The 24,299-nt window shown below is 50.5% G+C and carries 20 protein-coding genes; 10 read left to right on the top strand and 10 right to left on the bottom strand.

Annotated elements, in window-relative coordinates; all coding sequences use genetic code 11:
- Positions 1 to 43: 43 nt before the first annotated feature.
- From recG to leuB, 5 genes are all read left to right on the top strand, one after another.
- Complete coding sequence (gene recG, locus ABYP73_RS00100; RefSeq protein ID WP_372973093.1) at positions 44 to 2,149, top strand: ATP-dependent DNA helicase RecG; 2,106 nt, start codon at positions 44 to 46, stop codon at positions 2,147 to 2,149.
- 116 nt (positions 2,150 to 2,265) lie between these two features.
- On the top strand, positions 2,266 to 3,681 hold the full coding sequence (gene leuC, locus ABYP73_RS00095) for a 3-isopropylmalate dehydratase large subunit (RefSeq protein WP_372973092.1): 1,416 nt from the start codon (positions 2,266 to 2,268) through the stop codon (positions 3,679 to 3,681).
- A 13-nt stretch (positions 3,682 to 3,694) separates the two neighbouring features.
- The gene (gene leuD, locus ABYP73_RS00090) at positions 3,695 to 4,291 is read left to right on the top strand and encodes a 3-isopropylmalate dehydratase small subunit (protein WP_372973091.1); all 597 of its coding nucleotides are present in this window, start codon (positions 3,695 to 3,697) and stop codon (positions 4,289 to 4,291) included.
- Between the two features lie 101 nt (positions 4,292 to 4,392).
- Positions 4,393 to 5,886: an alpha-isopropylmalate synthase regulatory domain-containing protein gene (locus ABYP73_RS00085; protein ID WP_372973106.1), complete on the top strand. Its 1,494-nt coding sequence runs from the start codon at positions 4,393 to 4,395 to the stop codon at positions 5,884 to 5,886.
- A gap of 21 nt (positions 5,887 to 5,907) precedes the next feature.
- On the top strand, positions 5,908 to 6,963 hold the full coding sequence (leuB, locus tag ABYP73_RS00080; RefSeq protein ID WP_372944835.1) for a 3-isopropylmalate dehydrogenase: 1,056 nt from the start codon (positions 5,908 to 5,910) through the stop codon (positions 6,961 to 6,963).
- Positions 6,964 to 6,970: 7 nt separating this feature from the next.
- On the opposite strand, the gene ABYP73_RS00075 is transcribed toward leuB, so the two are convergent.
- The 5 genes from ABYP73_RS00075 to ilvD are packed head-to-tail and all read right to left on the bottom strand — an operon-like array spanning position 6,971 to position 14,102.
- Positions 6,971 to 8,563 carry an NADP-dependent glyceraldehyde-3-phosphate dehydrogenase gene (locus tag ABYP73_RS00075; RefSeq protein ID WP_372973090.1) on the bottom strand — a complete coding sequence of 531 codons (1,593 nt, stop codon included), beginning with the start codon at positions 8,561 to 8,563 and terminating at the stop codon, positions 6,971 to 6,973.
- A 38-nt stretch (positions 8,564 to 8,601) separates the two neighbouring features.
- A complete protein-coding gene (ilvC, locus tag ABYP73_RS00070; RefSeq protein WP_372944837.1) occupies positions 8,602 to 10,077 on the bottom strand; it encodes a ketol-acid reductoisomerase in 1,476 nt (491 codons plus the stop codon).
- Positions 10,078 to 10,098: 21 nt separating this feature from the next.
- On the bottom strand, positions 10,099 to 10,629 hold the full coding sequence (ilvN, locus tag ABYP73_RS00065) for an acetolactate synthase small subunit (protein WP_163693844.1): 531 nt from the start codon (positions 10,627 to 10,629) through the stop codon (positions 10,099 to 10,101).
- A 6-nt stretch (positions 10,630 to 10,635) separates the two neighbouring features.
- The gene (gene ilvB, locus ABYP73_RS00060) at positions 10,636 to 12,369 is read right to left on the bottom strand and encodes a biosynthetic-type acetolactate synthase large subunit (protein ID WP_372944838.1); all 1,734 of its coding nucleotides are present in this window, start codon (positions 12,367 to 12,369) and stop codon (positions 10,636 to 10,638) included.
- A gap of 38 nt (positions 12,370 to 12,407) precedes the next feature.
- Positions 12,408 to 14,102, bottom strand: coding sequence for a dihydroxy-acid dehydratase (gene ilvD, locus ABYP73_RS00055; RefSeq protein WP_372944839.1), 1,695 nt, complete (start codon positions 14,100 to 14,102; stop codon positions 12,408 to 12,410).
- A gap of 229 nt (positions 14,103 to 14,331) precedes the next feature.
- Here ilvD and ABYP73_RS00050 point away from each other — a divergent pair, with 229 nt between their 5' ends.
- Positions 14,332 to 15,711, top strand: coding sequence for an aldehyde dehydrogenase (locus ABYP73_RS00050; RefSeq protein ID WP_372973089.1), 1,380 nt, complete (start codon positions 14,332 to 14,334; stop codon positions 15,709 to 15,711).
- 5 nt (positions 15,712 to 15,716) lie between these two features.
- Positions 15,717 to 16,445: a nitroreductase family protein gene (locus tag ABYP73_RS00045; protein ID WP_372973088.1), complete on the top strand. Its 729-nt coding sequence runs from the start codon at positions 15,717 to 15,719 to the stop codon at positions 16,443 to 16,445.
- Here ABYP73_RS00045 and ABYP73_RS00040 read toward each other — a convergent pair.
- From ABYP73_RS00040 to ABYP73_RS00025, 4 genes are read right to left on the bottom strand one after another with little or no spacing between them, the layout of a single operon-like run.
- A complete protein-coding gene (locus tag ABYP73_RS00040) occupies positions 16,442 to 17,284 on the bottom strand; it encodes a biotin-dependent carboxyltransferase family protein (RefSeq protein WP_372946226.1) in 843 nt (280 codons plus the stop codon). The two genes, ABYP73_RS00045 and ABYP73_RS00040, sit on opposite strands and share 4 nt — an antisense overlap.
- A gap of 2 nt (positions 17,285 to 17,286) precedes the next feature.
- Positions 17,287 to 18,015: a 5-oxoprolinase subunit PxpB gene (gene pxpB, locus ABYP73_RS00035; protein ID WP_372973087.1), complete on the bottom strand. Its 729-nt coding sequence runs from the start codon at positions 18,013 to 18,015 to the stop codon at positions 17,287 to 17,289.
- Complete coding sequence (gene pxpA, locus ABYP73_RS00030) at positions 18,012 to 18,755, bottom strand: 5-oxoprolinase subunit PxpA (RefSeq protein ID WP_372973086.1); 744 nt, start codon at positions 18,753 to 18,755, stop codon at positions 18,012 to 18,014. The genes pxpB and pxpA overlap by 4 nt, the downstream gene beginning before the upstream one ends.
- Complete coding sequence (locus ABYP73_RS00025; protein ID WP_372973085.1) at positions 18,752 to 19,945, bottom strand: Nramp family divalent metal transporter; 1,194 nt, start codon at positions 19,943 to 19,945, stop codon at positions 18,752 to 18,754. Before ABYP73_RS00025 ends, pxpA begins: the two co-directional genes overlap by 4 nt.
- Before the next feature lie 218 nt (positions 19,946 to 20,163).
- On the opposite strand from ABYP73_RS00025, the gene ABYP73_RS00020 reads away from it, so the two are divergent.
- The 3 genes from ABYP73_RS00020 (at position 20,164) to ABYP73_RS00010 (ending at position 22,191) form a co-directional block, all read left to right on the top strand.
- Positions 20,164 to 20,607, top strand: a complete 444-nt coding sequence (locus tag ABYP73_RS00020) for a hypothetical protein (protein ID WP_372973084.1) — start codon at positions 20,164 to 20,166, stop codon at positions 20,605 to 20,607.
- A gap of 30 nt (positions 20,608 to 20,637) precedes the next feature.
- A complete protein-coding gene (locus ABYP73_RS00015) occupies positions 20,638 to 20,928 on the top strand; it encodes a hypothetical protein (RefSeq protein ID WP_372973083.1) in 291 nt (96 codons plus the stop codon).
- 150 nt (positions 20,929 to 21,078) lie between these two features.
- Positions 21,079 to 22,191, top strand: coding sequence for a histidinol-phosphate transaminase (locus ABYP73_RS00010; RefSeq protein WP_372973082.1), 1,113 nt, complete (start codon positions 21,079 to 21,081; stop codon positions 22,189 to 22,191).
- 14 nt (positions 22,192 to 22,205) lie between these two features.
- On the opposite strand, the gene ABYP73_RS00005 is transcribed toward ABYP73_RS00010, so the two are convergent.
- A partial coding sequence (locus tag ABYP73_RS00005) for an ABC transporter permease (protein WP_372973081.1) occupies positions 22,206 to 24,299 on the bottom strand: 2,094 nt, incomplete at its 5' end.

Here is a 24,299-nt window from a genome sequence, read left to right as displayed (position 1 = left end):
TTGATCTGTTGGAGTTCAAGGATGTAACCGTTAATTTAGTCAAATGAAAACGGATCTGCTGCAAACCCCGATCACGTATCTCAAAGGGGTGGGCCCCAACAGGGCTCAGGCATTGCAGTCAGAGTTGGGTATCACCACCTATAACGATCTCCTGCACTTCTTTCCGAATCGCTATATCGACAAAACCCGGTATTACAAGATCTCAGAACTGGAACGCAATTCATCAGAGGTGCAGCTCATTGGGAAGATTGTCCATATTAAGACCGTGGAGCAGAAAAGGGGAAGCAGGCTCGTCGCGAGGTTTGTGGACGATACCGGTGAGATGGAACTGGTCTGGTTCCGCGGCCACAAATGGATTCGGGAACAGCTGCAGCTCAATGTGCCCTATGTCATTTTCGGGAGGACGAATTGGTTCAACGGACTGTTTTCCATGCCGCACCCGGAGATGGAACTCCTGACAGCCCATGAACAGGGAATGCGCATCCACATGCAACCCATCTATCCGTCTACAGAGAAATTGAGCAATAAGGGGATCACGAACCGCGTGATGAGCAATATGGTGCAACAACTTTTTACAGAGACCGGCGGGGTCTACAGGGAAACGCTGTCCAAGGACCTGCTGGACGACCTGAAACTGGTCTCGCGCTCGGAGGCCCTCTTCAACATCCATTTCCCAAAAGACCAGAAAAAACTCGCCAAAGCTCAGTTTCGGTTAAAACTGGAAGAACTCTTCTTCATACAGCTCCAGCTGATCGCTAAGAAACTGCTTCGAAAAAAGAAGATCAAAGGTCTGCCTTTTGAGCATGTGGGAGAACATTTTAATACCTTTTACCGGGACTTTCTCCCTTTCGAACTAACAGGGGCCCAACAAAAAGTGATCAAGGAGATCAGGGCTGATCTGGGCAGCAACGCCCAAATGAACAGGCTTTTGCAAGGTGATGTGGGATCTGGAAAGACCATCGTCGCCCTCATGAGCATGTTGCTGGCAATGGATAACGGGTACCAGTCTTGCCTAATGGCCCCTACCGAGATCCTTGCCAACCAGCACTACAACAGCCTGAAGGAGGTCCTCGGGGATATGAAAGTAAATATGGCCTTACTGACAGGCTCTGTTCGGAAATCGGACAGGAAGGGCATTCACGAAGCTCTGGAGGATGGATCCCTCCATATCCTGGTGGGAACACACGCTGTACTCGAACACAAGGTCAGGTTCAAAAACCTGGGGCTGGCCATCATTGATGAACAGCACCGCTTTGGGGTGGCCCAGCGCTCCAAACTCTGGAAAAAGAACGACATCCCTCCGCATATTCTGGTCATGACGGCCACTCCCATCCCCAGGACCCTGGCGATGAGCCTTTACGGCGACCTGGATATCTCGGTGATCGATGAATTACCCCCGGGCAGGAAGCCCGTAAAGACCGTTCACCGATATGATTCCAACAGGTTGAAAGTATTCCGATTTCTCAAGGATGAAATAAAAAAAGGCAGGCAGGTCTATGTAGTCTATCCCCTGATACAGGAATCTCAAGCCCTGGACTACAAGGACCTGATGGATGGATATGAAAGTATCTCCAGGGAATTTCCCCTCCCCGATTACAGGATTTCCATCGTCCATGGGCAGATGAAATCGGAAGACAAGGATTACGAAATGAGCCGGTTCGTAAAGGGGGAAACCCAGATCATGGTAGCGACCACGGTGATAGAAGTTGGGGTGAATGTTCCCAATGCCACAGTGATGATCATCGAAAGTGCCGAGCGATTTGGTCTGTCACAGCTCCACCAACTCAGGGGCCGGGTGGGCCGCGGAGGAGAACAAAGCTATTGTATCCTCTTGACAGGCCAAAAGCTATCTGCCGATGCCAGGACGAGAATAGAGACCATGACCAGTACCCAGGACGGGTTCGAGATCGCAGAGGTGGACCTTAAATTGAGGGGGCCAGGAGACCTGATGGGGACCCAGCAGAGTGGCCTGTTAAACCTCAAGATAGCCGATATTGTACGGGATAATGAGATCCTGAAAACCGCCAGGTTTTATGCGCTTCGAATCCTTCAGGAAGACCCCGACCTTGTTCTGGAAAAGAACGCTCCCATCAGGCAGACGTACGCTGAGCTCCTCAGGCATAAGAACATCTGGAATTACATCAGCTAGCACAAAACTGGCCCGAACTGCCGACTTATGGCGGGTTGAACATCGTAATTTTAAGAAGGGGAAATTTCATTTCAATTCCCTATTTTATAGTTTTGGATGCTTAGAATCATCTGAATATGAGTACAGGTAGAACACTGTTTGACAAAGTTTGGGACGCACATGTTGTGCGGAAAATTGATCAGGGCCCCGATGTCCTTTTCATAGACCGCCACCTCGTGCATGAAGTTACGAGTCCGGTGGCTTTCCTCGGGCTGAAAAAACGCAAGAGCAAGGTGCTCTATCCCGGCAGGACATTTGCCACGGCAGACCACAATACACCCACCCGAAACCAGCACCTCCCGGTAAAAGACCCCCTGTCCGCCAACCAGTTAAGGGCCCTGGAGGAAAACGCCAGGGAACACGGGATCCCCTATTGGGGACTGGGACACGAGAAGAATGGGATCGTCCACGTGATCGGACCCGAGAATGGCATTACCCTGCCCGGCGTGACCGTGGTATGCGGGGATTCCCACACCTCCACACACGGAGCCTTTGGCGCCATTGCCTTTGGAATCGGGACCTCGGAGGTGGAAATGGTGCTGTCTACCCAGTGTATCATGCAGCCCAAACCCAAAAGGATGCGGATCACCATTGACGGAGAATTGAGCGCGGCGGTAACCCCGAAGGACGTCGCCCTGTATATCATTTCCCAACTGACCACTTCAGGGGCTACGGGATATTTTGTAGAATACGCCGGGGAGGTATTTAGGAATATGCCCATGGAAGGCAGGATGACGGTCTGCAACCTCAGTATTGAAATGGGGGCCCGTGGCGGGATGATAGCCCCGGATCAAAAGACCTTTGACTACATAAAAGGAAGGGAATACACTCCCGAGGGAACAGATTGGGACAAGGCGATGGAATATTGGAAAACACTGTATTCCGATGACAATGCCCAATTCGACAAGGAAGTCGTTTTCGACGGTTCAGCCATAGAACCCATGATCACCTACGGTACCAACCCCGGAATGGGAATGGGCATCACTTCCGGGATCCCGATTGCCGAATCCCTGGATGGTGGAGTAGCCACCTACAGGAAATCCCTGGAATACATGGATTTCAAGGAAGGGGATGCTATGTTGGGAAAAAAGATCGATTTTGTTTTTCTGGGTAGCTGTACAAACGGACGGATCGAAGATTTCAGGGCCTTTGCCAGGGTGGTAAAAGGCCGCAAAAAGGCGGATCACGTCACGGCATGGCTGGTACCGGGCTCGCATCGCGTAGAAGAGGCCATCAGGGAAGAAGGAATACTGGAGATACTGGAAAATGCCGGATTTGAACTGAGGGAACCGGGATGTTCGGCATGCCTGGCCATGAATGATGACAAGATCCCTGCCGGAAAATACGCCGTGAGTACTTCGAACCGGAATTTCGAAGGCAGACAGGGACCGGGTGCCCGAACTCTGCTTGCGAGTCCGCTGGTTGCCGCCGCCGCTGCAGTGACCGGAAAGGTAACAGATCCGAGGGAGTTACTCGAATTAGAAACCGCTTAAAGAAAAAGAGAAAATGGCTTACGATAAATTCAATACCCTGACCAGCACGGCGGTTCCACTGCCCATTGAAAATGTGGATACGGACCAGATCATCCCTGCCCGTTTTTTGAAAGCTACGGAGCGCAAAGGCTTTGGGGACAACCTGTTCAGGGACTGGCGCTACCACCCGGATGATACGCCCAAGGAGCACTTTGTACTCAACAATCCCATTTACGGGGGCAAGATCCTGGTGGGTGGGAAGAATTTCGGTTCCGGTTCTTCCAGGGAACATGCGGCCTGGGCGATCTACGACTATGGTTTTCGATGTGTGGTCTCCAGTTTCTTTGCGGATATATTCAGGAATAATTGCCTGAATATCGGGGTGCTGCCCGTACAGGTGAGCCCCGCGTTTCTGCAACGCATCTTTGAAGAGATCGAGAAGGATCCCAAAGCTGAGCTGACCGTGGATCTTCCCGAACAGAAGATAAGAATAGAAGCTACGGGTGAAGAGGAGCATTTTGAGATCAATGCCTATAAAAAAGAGAATTTACTCAACGGGTATGACGATATCGACTACCTGCTGAGCATGAAAGAGGAGATCACGACATTTGAGCGCGGTCTGCCCCTTTAAAAAAGGATAGTACTATGGCCGAAACAGTATCCGTACCGGCGAATAAAGTTGGGGGAAGTCCTTCCGGAAACAGGTCGACGCAGCGTAAGACCATCGAGATCATGGACACCACCCTCAGGGATGGGGAACAGACCTCCGGAGTATCCTTTTCGGCCTCCGAAAAACTTACCCTGGCCAAACTTTTACTGGAAGAACTCAAGGTAGACAGGATCGAGATCGCATCTGCCAGGGTGTCGGAAGGTGAGTTCCAGTCGGTAAAGCAGATACTGCAATGGGCCGCCGGCAAAGGATTTGAAGACCGGGTAGAAGTCCTGACCTTTGTGGACGGCGGACTTTCTATCCGATGGATGCAAGAAGCCGGAGCCAAGGTTCAGAACCTGCTGACCAAGGGATCTCTGAACCACCTGACCCATCAACTTAAAAAGACCCCTAAAAAACATTTTGAGGAGATCGCGGAGGTCATCCGTATGGCACAAGCCGAAGGAATCTCCACCAATGTATACCTCGAGGACTGGAGTAATGGTATGCGCAACTCCCCTGAATACGTATTCGAATTCCTCAACTTCCTGTCTACCCAACCGTTGAGGCGAATCCTTCTGCCGGATACCCTCGGAGTCCTTACACCTCTGGAAACAGGAGATTTTATCAAGCAGATCGTTACCCGATATCCGGATATCCACTTCGATTTCCATGGGCATAACGATTACGACCTCAGTGTGGCCAACGTCATGGAGGCTCTCAAAGCCGGGTGCCATGGCCTTCATCTGACCGTGAATGGGATGGGTGAAAGGGCCGGGAACGCTCCCCTGGCCAGTGTAGTGGCCGTGATCAATGATTTCCTGCCCGATTACAGGATTAATGTTGAAGAATCTTCCCTCTTTAAGGTGAGCAAACTCGTTTCGGCGTTTACGGGTTTCGGAATTCCGGCTAACAAACCGATTGTGGGAGATAATGTATTTACGCAAACTGCTGGTATACACGCTGATGGCGATAATAAAAAGAATCTATACTTCAATGATTTGTTGCCGGAAAGATTCGGCAGGAAACGCAAATACGCCCTGGGCAAAACCTCAGGAAAAGCCAATATCCAGAAGAATCTCCAGGAATTGGGACTTACCCTGAATGAGGAGGAGATCAAGAAAGTGACCGCCAGGATCATCGAACTGGGTGACAAGAAGGAAAGGGTCACCAAGGATGACCTGCCTTTTATCATTTCGGATGTCCTGGACAGCGATAGCTACCAGCATAAAGTGGTAGTAAAATCCTATGTACTCACCCACGCCAAAGGACTTAAACCCTCCACTACGATCTGTGTGGAAATCGAGGGGGAGACTTTTGAGGAAAATGCGCAGGGTGACGGGCAGTTCGACGCCTTTATGAATGCTCTCAGAAAAGTGTATCGGGCTAAAAAACGAAGCCTGCCCAACCTGATCGACTATGCCGTACGAATTCCCCCTGGCAGCAACTCGGATGCCCTTTGCGAAACTTTCATCACCTGGCAGGAAGGTGAAAAGGAATTTACAACCCGTGGACTCGATTCTGATCAGACTGTATCAGCTATCAAGGCCACCGAAAAGATGCTCAACATTTTTTAATTTCCGGAAATAGAATATTATATGGAATTGAACATTGCCCTCCTGGCCGGAGATGGTATCGGCCCTGAAGTGATTGCCCAGGCCGTAAAGGTCTGCGATGCCGTAGCAGAAAAATTCAACCACAGGATCCACTGGCAACCCGCCCTCACGGGTGCTGCCGCCATCGATGCAGTTGGCGATCCCTATCCCGAAGAGACCCATGCCATCTGTGCAGGCTCTGACGCCGTGCTCTTCGGGGCCATTGGTCATCCCAGGTTCGACAATGACCCTTCAGCTAAAGTCAGGCCCGAACAGGGATTGCTGAAAATGAGGCAGAAACTGGGACTGTTCGCAAACGTCAGGCCTACCTTCACCTTCCCTTCCCTTATCGAGAGGTCCCCTTTAAAAAGGGAAAGGATAGAGGGCACAGACCTGGTCTTCCTCCGGGAGCTTACGGGTGGAATCTATTTTGGCAAAAGAGGTCGGGAAGACAACGGTGAGACCGCCTATGACACCTGCACTTACACCCGAAAGGAAGTACAACGACTGGCCAAAAAGGGATTTGAGATGGCCATGAAACGCTCAAAAAAACTTTGCTGTGTGGATAAGGCCAACGTCCTGGAATCATCCAGACTTTGGAGGGAAACCGTACAGGCCATGGAAAAAGATTACCCTGAGGTGGAGGTCTCCTACGAATTTGTCGATGCCGTTGCCATGCGATTGGTGCAGTGGCCGAATGCGTACGACGTACTCATCACCGAAAACCTCTTCGGGGATATCCTTACCGATGAAGCTTCCGTGATCAGCGGGTCTATGGGGCTCATGCCCTCCGCTTCCATCGGGGAGTCCATCGGCCTGTATGAGCCTATACACGGTTCCTACCCCCAGGCCGCAGGTAAGGACATTGCCAACCCGTTGGCTACGGTATTGTCTGCAGCAATGATGTTCGACGATTTTGGTCTTTTTGAGGAGTCCAGTGCGATCAGGGATGTAGTAAACCGCTCCCTGGGCGAAGGGGTTGTCACCGAAGACCTGGCGGAAAAAGGTAAGGCGTACAAGACCAGCGAAGTGGGCGACTGGCTTGCCAAACACATCTGACTCTTAATTAAAGAATATATTCCGTGCTGGTAAAGTTTGACAGTTTGGTCTCCAGCAACTGGTTTACGGTGTCCTTGTTGATCTCGTTATCCTTAAAGGCCAGTAAGGTACGTATGGAGAATGAACGCAGGGCATCGTGCACGCTGAGGGTAGACTGGGCAGAGTCTTTCCTCCCGGTAAAGGGATACACATCGGGACCTCTCTGGCAAGAACTGTTGAGATTTACCCTGCAGACCAGGTTGGCCAGGGTATCGATCAAAGGAGCCAGTGTATAGACGTCTTTCCCGAACAGGCTTACCTGCTGCCCGTAGTTGCTCTCTGCCATGTCATCCAGTGGCTCTTCGATATCCTGGAAGGAGAGGACAGGAATCACCGGCCCGAATTGCTCTTCCTGATAAACACGCATATCCTTGGTGACAGGATAAAGAACTGCCGGCCAGATGTAATTGTCGAAATGCTTCCCTCCTTTTTCGTTCATGATCCGGGCTCCTTTTGCCAGGGCATCATCAATGAGCTCCTGGATATAGGCCGGTTTGCCCGGTTCGGGCAGGGGAGTCAGTTTAACTCCCTCTTCCCAGGGATTACCGAATTTGAGAGTATCAACCCTGGAAGCGAACTGTTTCAGAAAGTTTTCCCTCACTTCTTCGTGCACATAGACGATCTTCAGGGCCGTACACCTCTGTCCGTTAAAACTCAGGGTGCCCGTAATACATTCTTCTACGGTAAGGTCCATATCGGCATCGGGCAGGATGATAGCCGGGTTTTTGGCCTCCAGCCCAAGGACCAGTCGCAAGCGGTTACTCTTGGGGTGCTGTTCCTGCAGGGCGTTGGCAGACCGGCTGTTCCCGATCAGGGCCAGGACGTCTACCTTCCCGGTTTTCATAATGGGCGCAGCCACAGATCGACCCCGGCCAAAAAGAATATTGACTACCCCTTTCGGGAAGCTGTTCCTGAAAGCCTCCAGCAGAGGAGTGATCAGCAGCACTCCGTGCTTAGCCGGTTTGAATATGGCCGTATTCCCCATGATCAACGCCGGAATTAAAAGCGCGAAGGTTTCGTTTAAGGGGTAATTATATGGCCCCAGACAAAGGACAACTCCCAGAGGGCCACGCCTGATGTGGGCATATACGCCTTCGTGCTTCTGGAATTTAGCCGAGTTGCGGTCCAGTTGCTTGTAATCTTCAATCGTGTCGTAAATGTAATCTACGGTACGGTCAAATTCCTTGATGGAGTCCGGGAGCGATTTGCCGATCTCCCACATAAGCAGCTTCACCACTTCATCCCTTTTTGTTTTCATTTGGGACACGAACTTCTCCATGCACTCTATGCGATCCCTTACCTTCATGGTAGGCCAGATGCCCTTCCCCTGGTCATAAGCCTTCAAAGCACCTTCAAGAGCCTCCATGGCCTCAGCCTCCCCCAGGTCTGGAATACTTCCCAATACGGTATGGCTGTAGGTTTCCGTCGAAGAGAGGGTTGAGAACACTTCGGTCACATTCCCTTTCCAGGGTTTTAATTCGCCGTCTACCAAATAGGTTCTCTGGTGGATCTGTTCCGAGATCTGATATTTTTCAGGGATGATCGCCGTCTCTGTGGCCATGTTATTCAGTTTTCCTTAAAAATAGAGAATTAAAGGCTTTAGACAATGGGTTTCATGGCCGTCATGGATGCCCGCAGTCTGGCTCCTACCTTTTCTACCGGGTGCTCCCTCAGGGCTTTGTTTACCTGAATGAGTTTCGCATTGGGAACTCCGTTATCCCTGCCTTCCCCAAAAGCCTTGCCGATGACATCTGTATCGATCTTTTTCATAAAATCCTTCAGGAGGGGCTTGCAGGCGTGGTCAAAAAGATAGCATCCGTATTCAGCCGTATCTGAGATCACACGGTTCATCTCAAAAAGTTTTTTCCTGGCGATGGTATTGGCGATCAGGGGAGTTTCATGAAGGGACTCGTAATAGGCTGATTCCCCTATGATCCCAGACTCCGTCATGGCTTCATAGGCGAGCTCCACCCCCGCTCTTACAAAGGCTACCATAAGGACCCCATTGTCGTAATATTCCTGTTCAGAGATCTTCTGGTCTCCTGCAGGGGTCTTCTCAAAGGCCGTCTCGCCGGTTGCAGCCCTCCAGGTGAGGAGGTTTTTGTCATCGTTCGCCCAGTCTTCCATCATGGTTTTGGAAAAATGCCCGCTCATGATGTCGTCCATATGTTTTTGAAATAAGGGGCGCATTATGTCTTTTAATTCTTCTGAAAGGTCGAAGGCCTTGATCTTGGCAGGATTGGACAGCCTGTCCATCATGTTGGTGATCCCTCCGTATTTCAAGCCTTCCGTGATGGTCTCCCACCCGTATTGTATAAGTTTGGAAGCGTAGCCCGCATCTATCCCTTTTTCCAACATTTTGTCAAAACAGAGGATGGAGCCCGTCTGCAGCAGTCCGCACAGGATGGTCTGTTCTCCCATCAAATCCGATTTCACCTCTGCCACGAAGGAAGACTCAAGCACTCCTGCCTTGTGGCCCCCGGTGGCTGCAGCATAGGCCTTGGCCTGGGCAAGGCCTTTACCTTCGGGGTCATTTTCGGGGTGTACAGCTATGAGTGTAGGCACCCCAAAACCGCGTTTGTATTCTTCCCTGACCTCGGAACCCGGGCTTTTCGGAGCCACCATGATCACGGTCAGGTCCTTCCTGATCTGCATTCCCTCCTCCACGATATTGAAGCCGTGTGAATAAGACAGGGTTGCTCCTTTTTTCATCAGGGGCATCACACTTTTGATGACATTGGTATGTTGTTTGTCCGGTGTGAGGTTGATGAGCAGATCGGCCGAAGGCACCAACTCTTCATAGGTCCCCACTTTGAAGCCATTTTCCGTGGCATTGATATAAGAGGCCCGCTTTTCTGAGATCGCGGCTTCACGAAGCGTATAGGCTATATCGAGGCCTGAGTCCCTCATGTTTAACCCCTGGTTCAGGCCCTGGGCACCGCATCCGATGATCACGATCTTTTTGCCTTTAAGGGCGGATACCCCGTCGGCAAATTCGCTCGTGTCCATAAACCGGCATTTTCCTAATTGTTTTAATTGATCCCTCAGGGAAAGAGTATTGAAATAATTCGTCATGCGTAATCTGTTAGGTTCTCGTTATTCTTGATTTTCATAGGCGTTGAGCATGGCCGTGATCGGCATGGAAGCCTTGGTCACCGCTATTCTTCCGGATCTTACGAATTGCAGGATACCATAGGGTTCGAGCTGGTCGTGCATCTCGTCTATCTCATGCCTGCGCCCGGTCTTAGCCAGGACAAAGAATTCCCTGGATACGGTAACGATCTGGGAATTGCTCTCCTTGATAATATTCTGGATCTGCCTTTCGTCAAATAGCAGATGAGAGGCGATCTTGAACAGGGCGGATTCCTGATAAATGATCTCCTCATCTGTGTGGTAGAAAGCTTTGATCACCTCGATCTGCTTTTCAATCTGGGCTACGATCTTCCGAGTCCAGTCCTCCGTGGTGAAAACGACAATTGTAAATTTAGAAACATGTTCAATTTCTGATTTAGAGACATTTAAACCTTCTATATTAATATGTCGCTTTAAGAATATTCCCGAGATCCTGTTTAGCAGGCCTACGTTGTTCTCGGAGTATACGGATATGGTGAACCACTTTTTTTCCATGGCTTTTTACTTTAATCTGATATCTGATACGGATGCGCCGGAAGGGATCATGGGAAAGACATTGTCTTCCTTCTCCACCTTCACTTCCAGGAAGTAAGGCTCCTTGGAAGCGATCATTTCTGTGACCGCCGCTTTGAGGTCTTTCCTTTCCGTAACCCGTTTCGCCCGGATATGATATCCTTCGGCGATCTTGACGAAGTCCGGGTTGGTCATCACGGTAGAGGCATACCTTCTCTCAAAAAAGAGTTCCTGCCATTGCCTCACCATCCCCAGATGGTCGTTGTTGAGCACCACGATCTTGACGGCCAATTTGTTTTGATAAATAGTAGCCAGTTCCTGTATGGTCATCTGGTACCCCCCATCTCCTATAATAGCCACAACTTCCCGGTCCATAGCTCCCATCTTGGCACCGATGGCAGCAGGAAGGGCAAAGCCCATGGTGCCCAGCCCGCCTGAGGTTATATTGCTCTTAGACTGGTCGAATTTGGCGTATCGGCAGGTTACCATCTGGTGCTGGCCCACGTCCGTTACGATAACCGCCTTGTTTTTGGTAGCCTGGTTGATCTCCTCCACCACTTCGCCCATAGTAAGTCCGGCCTTTGTGGGATGAAGATCTCTCTCGATGACCTCCCTGAATTCTTCCTGATATTTCAATCGGAATTCATTCCTCCAGGCTTCGTGACTGTTCTTCTCAATCCTGGGCAGTAACGCTCTCAGCGTCTCTCTGGCATCCCCCAGCAGTGCGATGTCTACCTTTACATTCTTATCGATCTCCGCAGGATCTATCTCCATATGGATGATCTTGGCCTGTTTGGCATAGGTCTCCAGATTTCCGGTCACCCGGTCATCAAAGCGCATACCGATAGCGATCAGGACGTCGCATTCATTGGTAAGGACATTGGGGCCGTAGTTGCCGTGCATGCCTACCATTCCCACATTGAGAGGATGTTCTGTACTCATGGCTGAAAGTCCCAGGATGGTCCAGGCAGCCGGGATCCCGGCTTTTTCCACCAGTTGCTTCAGTTCCTCTTCCGCCTTCCCGAGTATGACTCCCTGGCCGAAGACGATATACGGTTTTTTAGCCTTATTGATCAATTCGGCTGCCGCATCCAGATCTTTTTCATGGGCTTTGGCCACTGGCGGATAACTACGCACGCCTTTACAGGCCTCGTAATGAAAATCGAGTTCGTCGAATTGTGCATTTTTTGTAATGTCGATGAGTACCGGCCCGGGTCTGCCCGACCTGGCAATGAAAAAGGCCTTTGCCATGATGTACGGAATCTCTTCGGCCTTGGTGATCTGGTAGTTCCACTTGGTCACGGGAGTCGAAATGCCGATGATATCGGTCTCCTGGAAGGCATCAGAACCAAGGAGGTGACGGGGAACTTGCCCCGTGATACAGACGATGGGTGTGGAATCGATCTGGGCGTCGGCCAACCCTGTGACGAGGTTGGTCGCACCCGGACCTGATGTCGCCATGGCTACGCCTACCCTGCCACTGACCCGGGCATAGCCCTGGGCGGCATGGGTGGCACCCTGTTCGTGCCTGGTAAGGATATGAGTAAGCCTGTCCTGAAATTTATAAAGTTCGTCATAAACCGGCATGATAGCCCCTCCCGGATACCCGTAAATAAGGTCCACTCCTTCGGCCAGAAGGCAATGTATGATCGCTTCTGCCCCACTAACCCTCAACTTATCGGGGTTATTCTTCGCGGTTTTCTTTGATGTAATCGTTTCCATAATTTGTCATTCGAGCTGAGACAATCTTATTCGCCAACCTATTTAAATTGATCCGTAACACAACCCTCGGAAGCTGAGGAGACGGTATTGGCGTATTTGTAAAGGCTTCCCTTCCGCACCTTTAAGGGCGGCTGTTTCCATTTCGCTTTTCTATCGGCCATTTCCCCATCAGATAGTGCAACGCTGATCGTATTCTTTTCTGCATCTATGGTGATCATGTCCCCATCGCGAAGCAAGGCGATAGGGCCTCCTTCCTGGGCTTCCGGGGAAACGTGTCCCACGACAAAACCATGGGTACCCCCTGAGAATCGTCCGTCCGTGATCAGGGCCACATCCTTGCCCAGACCTGCCCCCATAATGGCGGCTGTTGGCTTGAGCATCTCCGGCATCCCAGGTCCGCCCTTGGGGCCCTCATAACGTATGACCACCACATCCCCCTTTTTTACCAGGCCCTTTCCTATGCCTTCATTAGCTTTGAATTCATCTTCAAAGACCTTGGCCGGACCTGTAAAATGATATCCTTCTTTCCCGGTGATCTTTGCCACGGCTCCTTTGGGGGCCAGGTTGCCGTAAAGGATCCTCAAATGTCCGGTTTCCTTTATGGGGTTTTTCAGGGTATGTACCACTTTTTGACCTTCCTTCAGGCCCGGTATTTTTTCGAGATTCTCGGCTACGGTCTTACCCGTTACCGTCAGGCAGTCGCCGTGCAGCATACCGTTCTCAAGCATGAATTTCATGACCGCCGGGATCCCGCCTACCCTGTGTACATCTTCCATAAGATATTTTCCGCTGGGTTTCAGATCGGCCAGGAAGGGCGTGGTGTCGCTGATCCTCTGAAAATCATCCAGGGTGAATTCGATCTCCGCCGCCTTTGCAATGGCCAGGAAATGAAGTACTGCGTTCGTTGAACCTCCGAGAACGGTGATCAGCCTGACCGCGTTTTCAAGGGATTTCCTGCTGATGATGTCGCTGGGTTTTATATCGTTCTCGAGCAGATACCTCAGTGCCCTGCCCGCTTCCAAACAATCCTTTTCCTTATCCTTGCCCGTGGCCGGGTTGGATGAATTATAGGGCATGGCCATTCCCAGTGCTTCAATGGCAGAGGCCATAGTATTGGCTGTGTACATACCCCCGCAGGCTCCTGCTCCCGGACATGCATTCTGTATCACACTTTTGAATTCCCCTTCGCTGATGGTTCCTGCCACCTTCTCACCCCAGGCTTCAAAGGCGCTGACAATATCGAGCTTACGGTCATTGAGACATCCCGATGCGATCGTGCCCCCGTAGACAAGGACGGAGGGCCTGTTAAGCCGGATCATAGCCATAAGTGCCCCCGGCATATTCTTGTCACAGCCGACCACCGTGACAAGTCCGTCGTAATTCATGGCCTGCACCACCGTTTCCATGGAATCCGCAATAACATCCCTGGAAGGCAATGAATAGCGCATCCCGTAGGTGCCCATGGAAATTCCGTCACTAACCCCTATAGAATTGAAAACAAGGCCCACAAGGTCCTTCTCCTTCAAACCCTTTTTAACAACCTGGGCCAGATCATTGAGGTGCATATTACAGGGGTTACCCTCATAGCCCGTGCTTCCTATTCCGATCAGGGGTTTTTGCAGATCCTCCTCGGTCAAACCAATGGCATAAAGCATCGCCTGAGCGCCGGGCTGTGTGGGATCCTGAGTTACGTTTTTGCTGAATTTATTTAATGCGGTCGTCTTCTTTTCCAATGCTGCAGTTTACTTTTTAAAGACTAATCAACTCAAAGATACTGGTTTAAAAGACCCTTCCGGGGTATCAGAAAGGTCAGGGATAAAGCCAATGAGCTATGTTTAGCTATATTATATTGATATTCAATACATTAAGGTCTTATTATTTATCATATTCATCATTTACCGTACCCGATAGAATTCGATGAGAATTTCGTCCAGGGTCCCTGAAAAACCCTATTTTTGGGCTATGCGACACACTATCAAAGAGCGTTTGGAAGCCCAGCGCAGGTATTTCGGTACGGGTCGTACCAAAGAGCTCCAATTCAGAAGGCAGACACTCAAAAAGTTGAGATCTGAAATCGTAAAAAAGGAAGATGCTATCTGCAACGCCCTCTATGCCGATTTTAAGAAGCCCCGTTTTGAGACCCTGATAGCAGAGACACAATTTGTACTTGCCGAACTCAATACCCTGATCCGGCATTTGGAGCTTTGGGCCCGCCCTGAAAGGGTTCCTTCCTCCCTTCTTAATTTCCCATCCTCGGATCGGATCTACAAAGAACCTTATGGCACAGTACTGATCATCGCTCCCTGGAACTACCCCTTCCAACTCACACTCATGCCGCTTATTTCGGCCATCGCTGCGGGGAATACGGCCGTCCTCAAGCCTTCGGAATTGACCCCGAATACGTCCAAACTCATCGCTGAAATGGTATCGGCTGTGTTCGACCCCGACCACGCCATGGTCTTCCAAGGGGACGCCGAGGTAGCCAAAGCCCTTTTGGCAGAAAAATGGGATTATATCTTTTTTACGGGGAGTACAAGGGTCGGCAAGATCGTATATGAAAGTGCCGCCGGGAACCTCACGCCGGTTACCCTCGAACTGGGGGGGAAAAGCCCTTGTATAGTCGATGGATCTGCCCTGCCCGCCCAGGCTGCCGGAAGGATCGTTTGGGGCAAATTCCTCAATGCGGGTCAGACCTGCATTGCCCCCGATTACATCCTGGTGCACGCTTCGATCAAGGATCGGCTTGTTGAGGAATTGAAAAAGAGCATCGTCCGATTCTTCGGGGAAAACCCCGAGAATTCTCCAGACCTGGCCAGGATCATTTCCGAAAGACATTTCAAGAGGCTGGTCGGTCTTATGGAAGGGCAGGAATTGCTTTTTGGCGGACAGTACAATGCGAAGGACCGTTTTATCGCCCCCACACTGGTAGACGAGCCCGGCAGGGACAGTGAGATCATGCAGGAAGAAATCTTCGGGCCCCTACTCCCCTTGATCTCATACAGGAATGAAGAGGAAATCGATGCCTGGATATCGAGCCACGGGAAGCCCCTGGCAGCCTATATTTTCTCCAGAAAAAAGGCCTTTCAGAAAAAAATGCTCCGCAAATACAGTTTTGGGGGTGGGGTGATCAACGACACCCTGATACACATCAGTAACAAGAACCTCCCCTTTGGAGGCGTGGGCAATAGCGGACTCGGTTCCTATCACGGCAAACGGAGCTTTAATGCCTTTTCCCATCAGAAAGCAGTAATACACCGCGGGACCTGGCTGGATCCGAAATTCAGAAATCCGCCCTACAGACTCCCCGTCAGCTTCATCAAAAAACTCAAACACCTTTTATAGCCCTAATGGAAAAAACGGTAACCGAAGCCATACGATATCGGAGGTCTGTGAGGATCTTCGACCCTGAAAAGGAGATAGATGCGGAAAAGGTCCGCTCCTGTATAGAAAATGCCATACTGGCGCCCACGAGCAGCAATCTGCAGTTATGGGAATTTTACCATATCACGGATCCGGAGACCCTTAAAAAAATGGTTCATGCCTGCCTGGGTCAGAATGCCGCCAAAACGGCCGAGCAAATGGTGGTGATCGTTGCCCGCCGGGATCTCTGGAAACAACGCGCCAGGGATAACAGGGAGTTTTTGAAAAAAAATCTCGGTAATAAAAAACCTTCAGAATACAGCAGGAGGGAAAAATTTGCCCTGGGATACTACACCAAGGTGGTACCTGCCGTCTATGTGGAATTCCTGGGGATCGTGGGTTGGCTGCAGTATTTTCTGTTCAGCATTATCGGACTGTTCAGGCCCGTGTACCGTCAGGTACGCAGGTCTGATATGAGGATCGTGGCCCATAAGAGCGCCGGTCTGGCAGCCCAGAATTTTATGCTTTCCATGGCCGCAATCGGATATGATACCTGTCCGATGGAGGGAAGCGATACGCTTAGGATCAAGAGGATACTCGGCCTGCCCTGGGGAGCGGAGATCACCATGACCATAGGATGCGGAATCCGGGATGAAAAAGGAATTTACGGACAGCGGTTCCGTATCCCATTCGAAAAAGTCTACCGGAAAATCTAACTTTCTTTTTTGAAATAAACGGTATCCCCAAAAGTCTTTTGAGCCAGTTTGTTGATGGAATCATCCGAGAGCTGCAGGATTCGAGGATAGCCGCCTGTGGTCTGTCCATCCCGCATCAGAATGATCAGCTTTCCTCCGGGTGTCAATTGCACCGTACCGGGCAGTGTAGCGGAGGTCAGCATGGGATGTTGATGAGACCCCAGGATTTCCTGGAGTTGATAGGCCATTCTATTGTTCTCCTTGGCAATGGTAAAGGGCTGACTGAAAAGGAGCTCCTGCTGTTCACTGTCCAGGATATCGAATTCCGGACCAGGGCTTGCTTTTAATTTGAGTACTCTTTCAATCTCCTCAGGGATCACATGGGTGATCTTCGGCTCAAATTCCGACACCTCCTCATAATGCAACTCCATCCCGGCTACCAGGTGGTCCTTCTCTGTGATCGGTTTATAAAAAGATCGGCTCTTCAACACTTCCCCCGTATCAAAACCACCCTTGATGGCTACATACCCGCGGAGTCCGTCTATGTGTTTTCCGAAGGCGAGACGGTCCCCGGAACGTATCCTGTGAACGCCGTGGTTATCGATATCCACCTCATTGAGTTTGGGAGACAGGTTGGCGCCGGCAATGGCGATCCAGGTATCCCTGGTAAATTCGAGGACAGGCCCCGACATGGTAACCTCGAGGACGGCGGCTTCATCCGGATTTTCCAGCATGGCGTTGGCCAGATGGGCAGCTGCCCGGTCCATACTGCCGGACACAGGCACCCCGAGATGTCGAAAACCAAATCGGCCACTATCCTGGATCGTGGTAAAAAATCCGCTTTTTACAATTTTAAGCACGCTTAATTGTCTTTAGTTAACAGGTCAATACCAACCTCAGCCTGGATGGTGTGAAGGTCGAATTGTGCACGGGTGATCGAATAAAAAGTAACGGTGTCCCCCACCCTTACAAAACACGGATTCTCCTTTTGTGCATCGAAGATCGGGATCGGACAATTTCCTATGATGTTCCAGCCACCGGGACAATCCTGGGGATATACACCCGTTTGTTTTCTCGCCAGACCCACGGAACCTTTCCGCACATGCAGCCTGGGAGAAGCTTTTCTAGGGGTTTCCAGATCCTTGGGAACACCCCCCAGATAGAGAAATCCCGGTAAGAAGCCTATCCCATAGACCGTATAGGTAGCTGCAGTATGAAGGGTAATGATTTGCTCGATGGATTTGCCCAGTTGCTGACTGAGTTCTTCCAGGTCGATCCCGAATTCCAGGTCGTAGCAAACAGGCAATTTCCAGTGTCTCGGCTCTTTTTTTGCCCCCTCTTTTCGCTCTTTGTACAACTTCTGGAGGGCGGCAGATATTTCTTCGAACTTCAATTCCTTTCTGTTGTTGACCAGGGTCAGGGAATTATAGGCCGGGATGATCTCCCATTCAGGTTCGCCATAACCCTGAAGCTTTATAAAGTCTTTGAAGATCAGGATGTCATCCAGGATATTCGAATCGATTTCAAAAGGCCATTCTACGAGTACGGCAGACTTGCCAAAGGGCTTGATATAGATGGGGTACGTATTCATTTCCTTAAATGAATATGATGCTTTGGAAATTCGACCGAAAGATACGCTAATATTTCATATGCTGTAGCAGTATCCCCATGAATACAATACGTTTGCGCCTCAATGTGCCTGAAGTGGCCTCTGACGGTCTTAACTTCAGAGTTTACGATCATTGTCAGCAGATGCCGGAGTACCGCTTCGGGCTCCGTAATCAGGGCCTGGGGGGATTCCCTTGAAACAAGGGTGAGATCATCTTCGTAATTCCTGTCTCCAAAGGCTTCGTAGACACACTCAAATCCCGAGTGTTGAGCTGCGATCGAAATTGCCGAACCGTACGGTACGTAAAGCGGAATACCATTTCTACACTCAGATATTGCCTCGAGGTACTGTTCTGACAACTCACTGTTTTTTGCCAGGTCATTATACAGGGCACCGTGGGCTTTTATGTGTGACATTTCAACTCCTTCTTCCCTGAGAATGTCCTCTAGCCCCTTTACCTGGGACTCAATCGAATCCCTGAAAATTTCGGTTTCCATCTGCATGCTTTTCCTGCCAAAGTTTTCTCTGTCGGGATAAGAAGGATGGGCACCTACCCTGACGCGGTGCTTTTTGGCCAGGGAGATCACCTCCCTCATGGTTGCCACATCGCCTGCATGCCCTCCACAAGCCAGATTGCAGGAAGATATATAAGGAAACAGGCGGGCTTCATTTCCCACGCCTTCACCCACGTCGCAATTGATATCGATCTCCCACCGGTTCATAATGCGAAAATAACGGAAAGGATACTTTTTAGGCCAAGAAAGACGATGAGCAACAACAACAAGCCTCCTGCTATATTTTGCCACGTTTTATTTCTGTACCTTCCCATGAGGGCGGACTGATTGACGATCCACAGGAGGAAGACACAAATCACAGGTAGCAATAGCCCATTGGCCACCTGTGCAAACTGTATGATCTCAATAGGCCGTATGTTCAGGAACTGGGATAATACCCCCACAAGAAGGATCAGCCCCCACACCATGCGAAATCTCCTTCCCGACAAACCTTCCTTCCAGTTAAAACAACTGGCAGCCACGTAAGCAGCGGCGAGCGGAGCTGTGATGGCCGAAGTGATCCCGGCAGCAAACAAACCTATTCCCAAAAAATACGTGGCAGCTTTTCCATAAAGGGGTTCCAATCCCCTGGCGAGATCGAGCCCGCTGCTGACCTCCGTGAGTCCGCTTGCACTGGCAGACACCACAATGGCCATGGAGATGAGTCCGCCCAGGCCTATGGAGAGTACAGTGTCCCAGCGAATCGCTTTCAGGTCTTTAACGGATTCCCATTTTTCACTCACAAGTGAGGCATGCAGAAAGAGGTTATAGGGAACCACTGTGGTCCCGATCAGGGCAACGACAGTAAAAAGACCTCCCTCGGGCAAAGAGGGGATAAAAAGTCCCGCCAATACTTTTCCAACTTCCGGACGGGTCAGGAAAGCAGCAAGGATAAATGAAATACTCATCAATATCACAAGAGTTATAAACACCTTCTCCAGGGTTTTGTACGAACCTGCAAATAAGAGCACAAAAACTCCCGCACCGATGAACCATGAAAACCAGGGTGAAGGTTGGGAACCGGTAAACGCCTCGAGTCCCAGTACAGCGCCTCCTATATTTCCCGCCTCATAGGCTGCGTTCCCTATAACAACAGCACTGAGGATGATTACAGTTACGGAATTCCGGGCCCATGGTTTTTGAAGCTGAGACCGGATACTCGCAGCAAGACCTTGCTTTGTGAGAATGCCGATGCGGGCTGCCATTTCCTGAAAGACTACGGTGGTTATTACTGAGAGCAGCAATGCCCACAAAAGGGCAAATCCAAAACCTACGCCTGCCAGGGTACAGGTAGTGACCGTTCCCGGGCCGATAAAGGCTGCAGCGATCAGAAATCCAGGGCCTATTTTCTTAAACACGAAAATCCTTTTGCCCGGGAATGTACATCAAAGTTGAAACTTTCACCAATTTCTTGCCAGAAGAGACTGAGGATTTTGAAGATCCAATGTCAAAAAGAGTGTCGTTCGTCTAAAAATTTGCATTTCGTCTAAAAACAGGATGTCGTTCATCGATACTGCAAAATAATTCATCAATCTCCCGGTTATAATAAACCCAAATCTAATTTTGACCTGCTTGTATGACCTGCTTAGAATGCAATAAAGAACTCGGCTACCTCGATCACAAAAATTCAATGGAAGTCTATGGCGTAGAACTTTGTGCCAAGCACAAGACCCGGATCGACCGCCTTATCAAATCAAACAATACCCCTCGTGCTGCCATAAAACTGTACTACGCCCTGAAAGAGGCCGGCGTTTACCCTATGCTCGAATGGTGGGATGGAAAGAAATCAGTCGACATAGCCATTTCCAGGGTTAAATTAAATATCGAGATCGATACAGAATACCAGATGCTCACCCATGAACAGGCCATGAACAATCTGGAGGAGACCATGCATTCCTTCAAGAACGGGTTTACCACGGTCAGGATCCCTCACGTAGTGATCAAGCACTACCTCCGGGAAACGGTGCAGAGTATTCTGGGTATCATCGAAGGCCTGAAGGTGAACATCAAGGTCATATAAAGTAAACGGGGCGAACAGAAAATGAGAAGTATGCAGCAAGAAAGCAAATACACCCTGAGATCCTATACCTTAAGCAAGATCATTCTTTTTTTGCTTACCATTGCCGCCCTCGCGGTCATAATCAATACCAATCCCGTAATCTCGAGATTCCTATTTGGCCTTCCTGTGATCCTCTCCGGATTCCTGGGTATTGCCGGGGTGATCATTCTTTATCAGGGCAGGAACGAACCCATAGACGAGAAGAAGATCATCGCCTTTGTAGTAAATTCGGCCATGGTCCTGCTGATCGTAGCCATTCTTCTTTCCAATACCCTCTACTAGAAATTCTCTCTTTTCTTAATCGGTCTGTCCCGGATCAGGGATATCGACTATTATCCGCAGTATCCTGCTTCGATATTTTTGTGTTGACCGGGCTAATGGCGAGGTTCTCTATGCCGAAAATTTGTATCTTCTGCTACAAATTTTCAGGACATGAACAATCTCGACAGAAGACGATGGTTAAAGACGATAGGTCTAACCTCAGGATTGACCCTTATGGGTGGCTTGCCGGCGGTCGCCTGGGAGCAAACCGAAGCTAAAACCTCCCTGGCCGGGCCGGTCAGGCTTAGCTCCAATGAAAACCCTTTTGGCCCTTCCAAAAGAGTGAGGTCTGTGATCAGCAACAGCTTTGATATCGCCTGCCGCTATCCTTTCCAATACCTCACCCAACTGGTCACTGAGATCGCAGAAAAAGAAGGGGTCTCCAGGGATTGTGTGGTCGTTACCGGTGGTTCTACGGAAGGCCTGAAAGCGACCGGACTTGTTTACGGATTAGAAGGAGGAGAGGTCATAGCCGCTGATCCCACCTTCCAGTCGCTCCTCACCTATGCCGAGAACTTTGGGGCCTATGTGCACCGGGTTCCCCTCAATGAAAGGATGGAGCACGACCTGGAGGCCATGGCCCGAAGGGTCACCAGCAAGACCCGCCTGGTCTTTCTCTGCAACCCTAACAATCCCACTGGCACCCTTTTAAACAGGGACAATCTAAAGGATTTTTGCCTCTCTCACGAGGATAAGGCCGTCATCTTCAGCGATGAGGCCTATTACGATTTTATCATGGAACCCGATTACCCCTCCATGGTGGAGCTGGTGAAGGAAGGCAGGAATGTTATCGTCTCCAAGACCTTTTCCAAAGTCTATGGCCTTGCCGGGATGCGAATCGGATACCTGATCGCCAGACCCGACATCGCAGACAGGTTGAAAAATGCCGTCATGGCAAATACCAATGTCCTCGCCATCGAAGCTGCCAGGGAGGCCCTGAAGGACGATGACTTCTACAAATTCAGCCTGCAGATGAACGCCGAGGCCAAGCAATATATCTATAAGACCCTGGATGATCTAGACCTGCGGTACATCCCCTCCCATACCAATTTCGTATTCTTTAAGACCGGGCGACAGATCCGTGATGTCATATCAGAGATGCAGAAGGAGAATGTACTCATCGGCAGGCCCTTCCCTCCCATGTATGAGTGGGCCAGGATCAGCACAGGGACCATGGATGAAGTAAAGGAATTTGCCACGGCCCTCAGGAAGGTGATGGCCTGATCTAAACGTGTATTCTACCTGCTTTCCGACCTCAAAATTTGCAGGGGTGGACTGTTCAGTACCGAGCGGCTGTTGAGCATGCCAATAGCGATGACCAGCAGGGTAAGTAAGGGCAATAGAATCAAAAAGGGTTCGACAGAGGGGGTGAAAGGCTCCTCAAATACAAACCTGGCCAGCAGAAAACTCCCCACCAACGAAAGCAATATACCCGTAAGGCTGCCCAGTATCCCCAGGAAGGCGTATTCGTAAAAAGAGATCCGCAGCAGTTGGGAATTCTTCGCTCCCAGGGTCCGCAAAAGGACACTTTCCCGTATTCGCTGGTATTTGCTCGTCCTTACTGCGCCGATCAGTACAATGATGCCCGTAAGTATACTCAGCAGGGCCATGAACCTGATCACAAGGCCTATTTTCTCCAGTATCCCTTCAAGCAGGCTGAGGATCTGCCTCAGGTCGATTATGGATACATTGGGATATTGACTCACGAGTTGTCTCTGCAGGATGGCCGAGCTCTGATCCCCTCCTGTCCGGGTAGACACCACGTGGAACTTAGGGGCATCTTCCAGGACCCCTTTCGGGAAGAGGACCGAAAAGTTCAACTGTATCCTTCCCCAGTCAACCTCCCTGATACTGGCGATCTCCGTGGGTATGCGTACTCCCTGTACGTTGAAGGTAACCTTGTCCCCTACTTCTACCCTGGCATCGGATGCAAAATTTTCAGCTACGGAGATCGGTATGATTTCCTGTTCTCCCGAATTCCCGATCCACTTCCCTGAAATGATCGTTTCACTGGGGATAAGACTGTCCCGGTATGTGACCCGGAATTCGTGGTTCAGGACCCACCGGCCTATGTTGGAAGTGGTATCGTTCCGGATCGCATTGACAGACCGTCCGTTGATCTCATCCACCCTCATGGTAACGATGGGTACGTTACTCAGGACAGGGACCTTGTTTTCTCGTATGGTATTTTCCACGGCGGTGACCTGATCGGTCTGAACATCGAGTAAGATGATATTCGGACTGTTCGCGTCATTGCCGAGGGCAACCTTGCTCAACAGGATATCCCGGCTAAAAAACAGGGTGCTGATCAGGAAGGCCCCTACTCCTACCGATAACAGCAAGACAGAGGTTTGGTTCTGAGGCCTGAACAGATTCAGCATGCTTTGCCTGATGGCAAAGCCGAGTTTCTCCGGAAAATAGCGCCTTACAGTCCACATCAGTATCCTCGCTACGCCGTAGAGCAGCGTAAATGAAACTCCCAGACCGAGTATAAAAAAGAATGAATACTGCCAGCTTCCCAGGATAAGCCGGGCCAGCAATACCAGAAAGAAGAAGATCAGCCCCATGACAGCCAGCTGTGCCTTCCCCGTTTTGGGTTCATCTTCCGACTGTACCCTGAGCACGGACAGAGGCGATACATACCAGGTTCGCAAAAGGGGGATTAAAGCAAACGCTATGCTCATGAAAACCCCCAGGATCAACCCCAGGACTATGGCAGGTAAGGACAGGGAGACATCGACCTCCACGGGCAGGTACTCCTCCAATAAAACCGGAGCAGCCATTTGAAGACCAACCCCCAAAAGTGTTCCCGCAAGTCCGCCTACAGCTCCCAGTCCGGCAACCTGAATGAGAAAGATCTTAAACGTCTGCCGGCGGGAAGCCCCCAGGCATTTCAGCACGGCTATGGACCTTAACTTCCCCTGAATGTACACATGTACCGCACTGGCGATTCCGACGCATCCCAGCAGCAGGGCTATAAAGGCAACGATGTTGAGGAACTTGCCGAAGTTGTTGTACCTCCTGCCCAGCCTCCTGCTTTCGTCGAGGTGCGTATCGAGATCGGCCCCTTCGGCATCGAGCCGGTAATCGATCGCGTCATACAGCGCTTCCAGGTCTTGCCCCTCTCCGGCTACAAAGTAGTATTTGTATTCGACGCGGCTGCCGCGCTGAAGCAATCCTGTCTGGGTGATCTTATCGTAAGGGATAAATACGGCCGGGGCCACGCTGCTACTGAGGGCAGATCTCCCGGGAACACTCTTGAGGGCACCCTCTATGGGCAGGGATATATTCCCAACCTTGATGCTGTCACCGGCGCGGAGGTTTTGCTGAAG

This window comes from Muriicola sp. (assembly GCF_041567615.1).
Lineage (GTDB): Bacteria > Bacteroidota > Bacteroidia > Flavobacteriales > Flavobacteriaceae > Muriicola.
The sequence above is the reverse complement of the archived record's forward strand: the minus strand, read 5'-3'. Positions and strand labels throughout refer to the sequence as shown.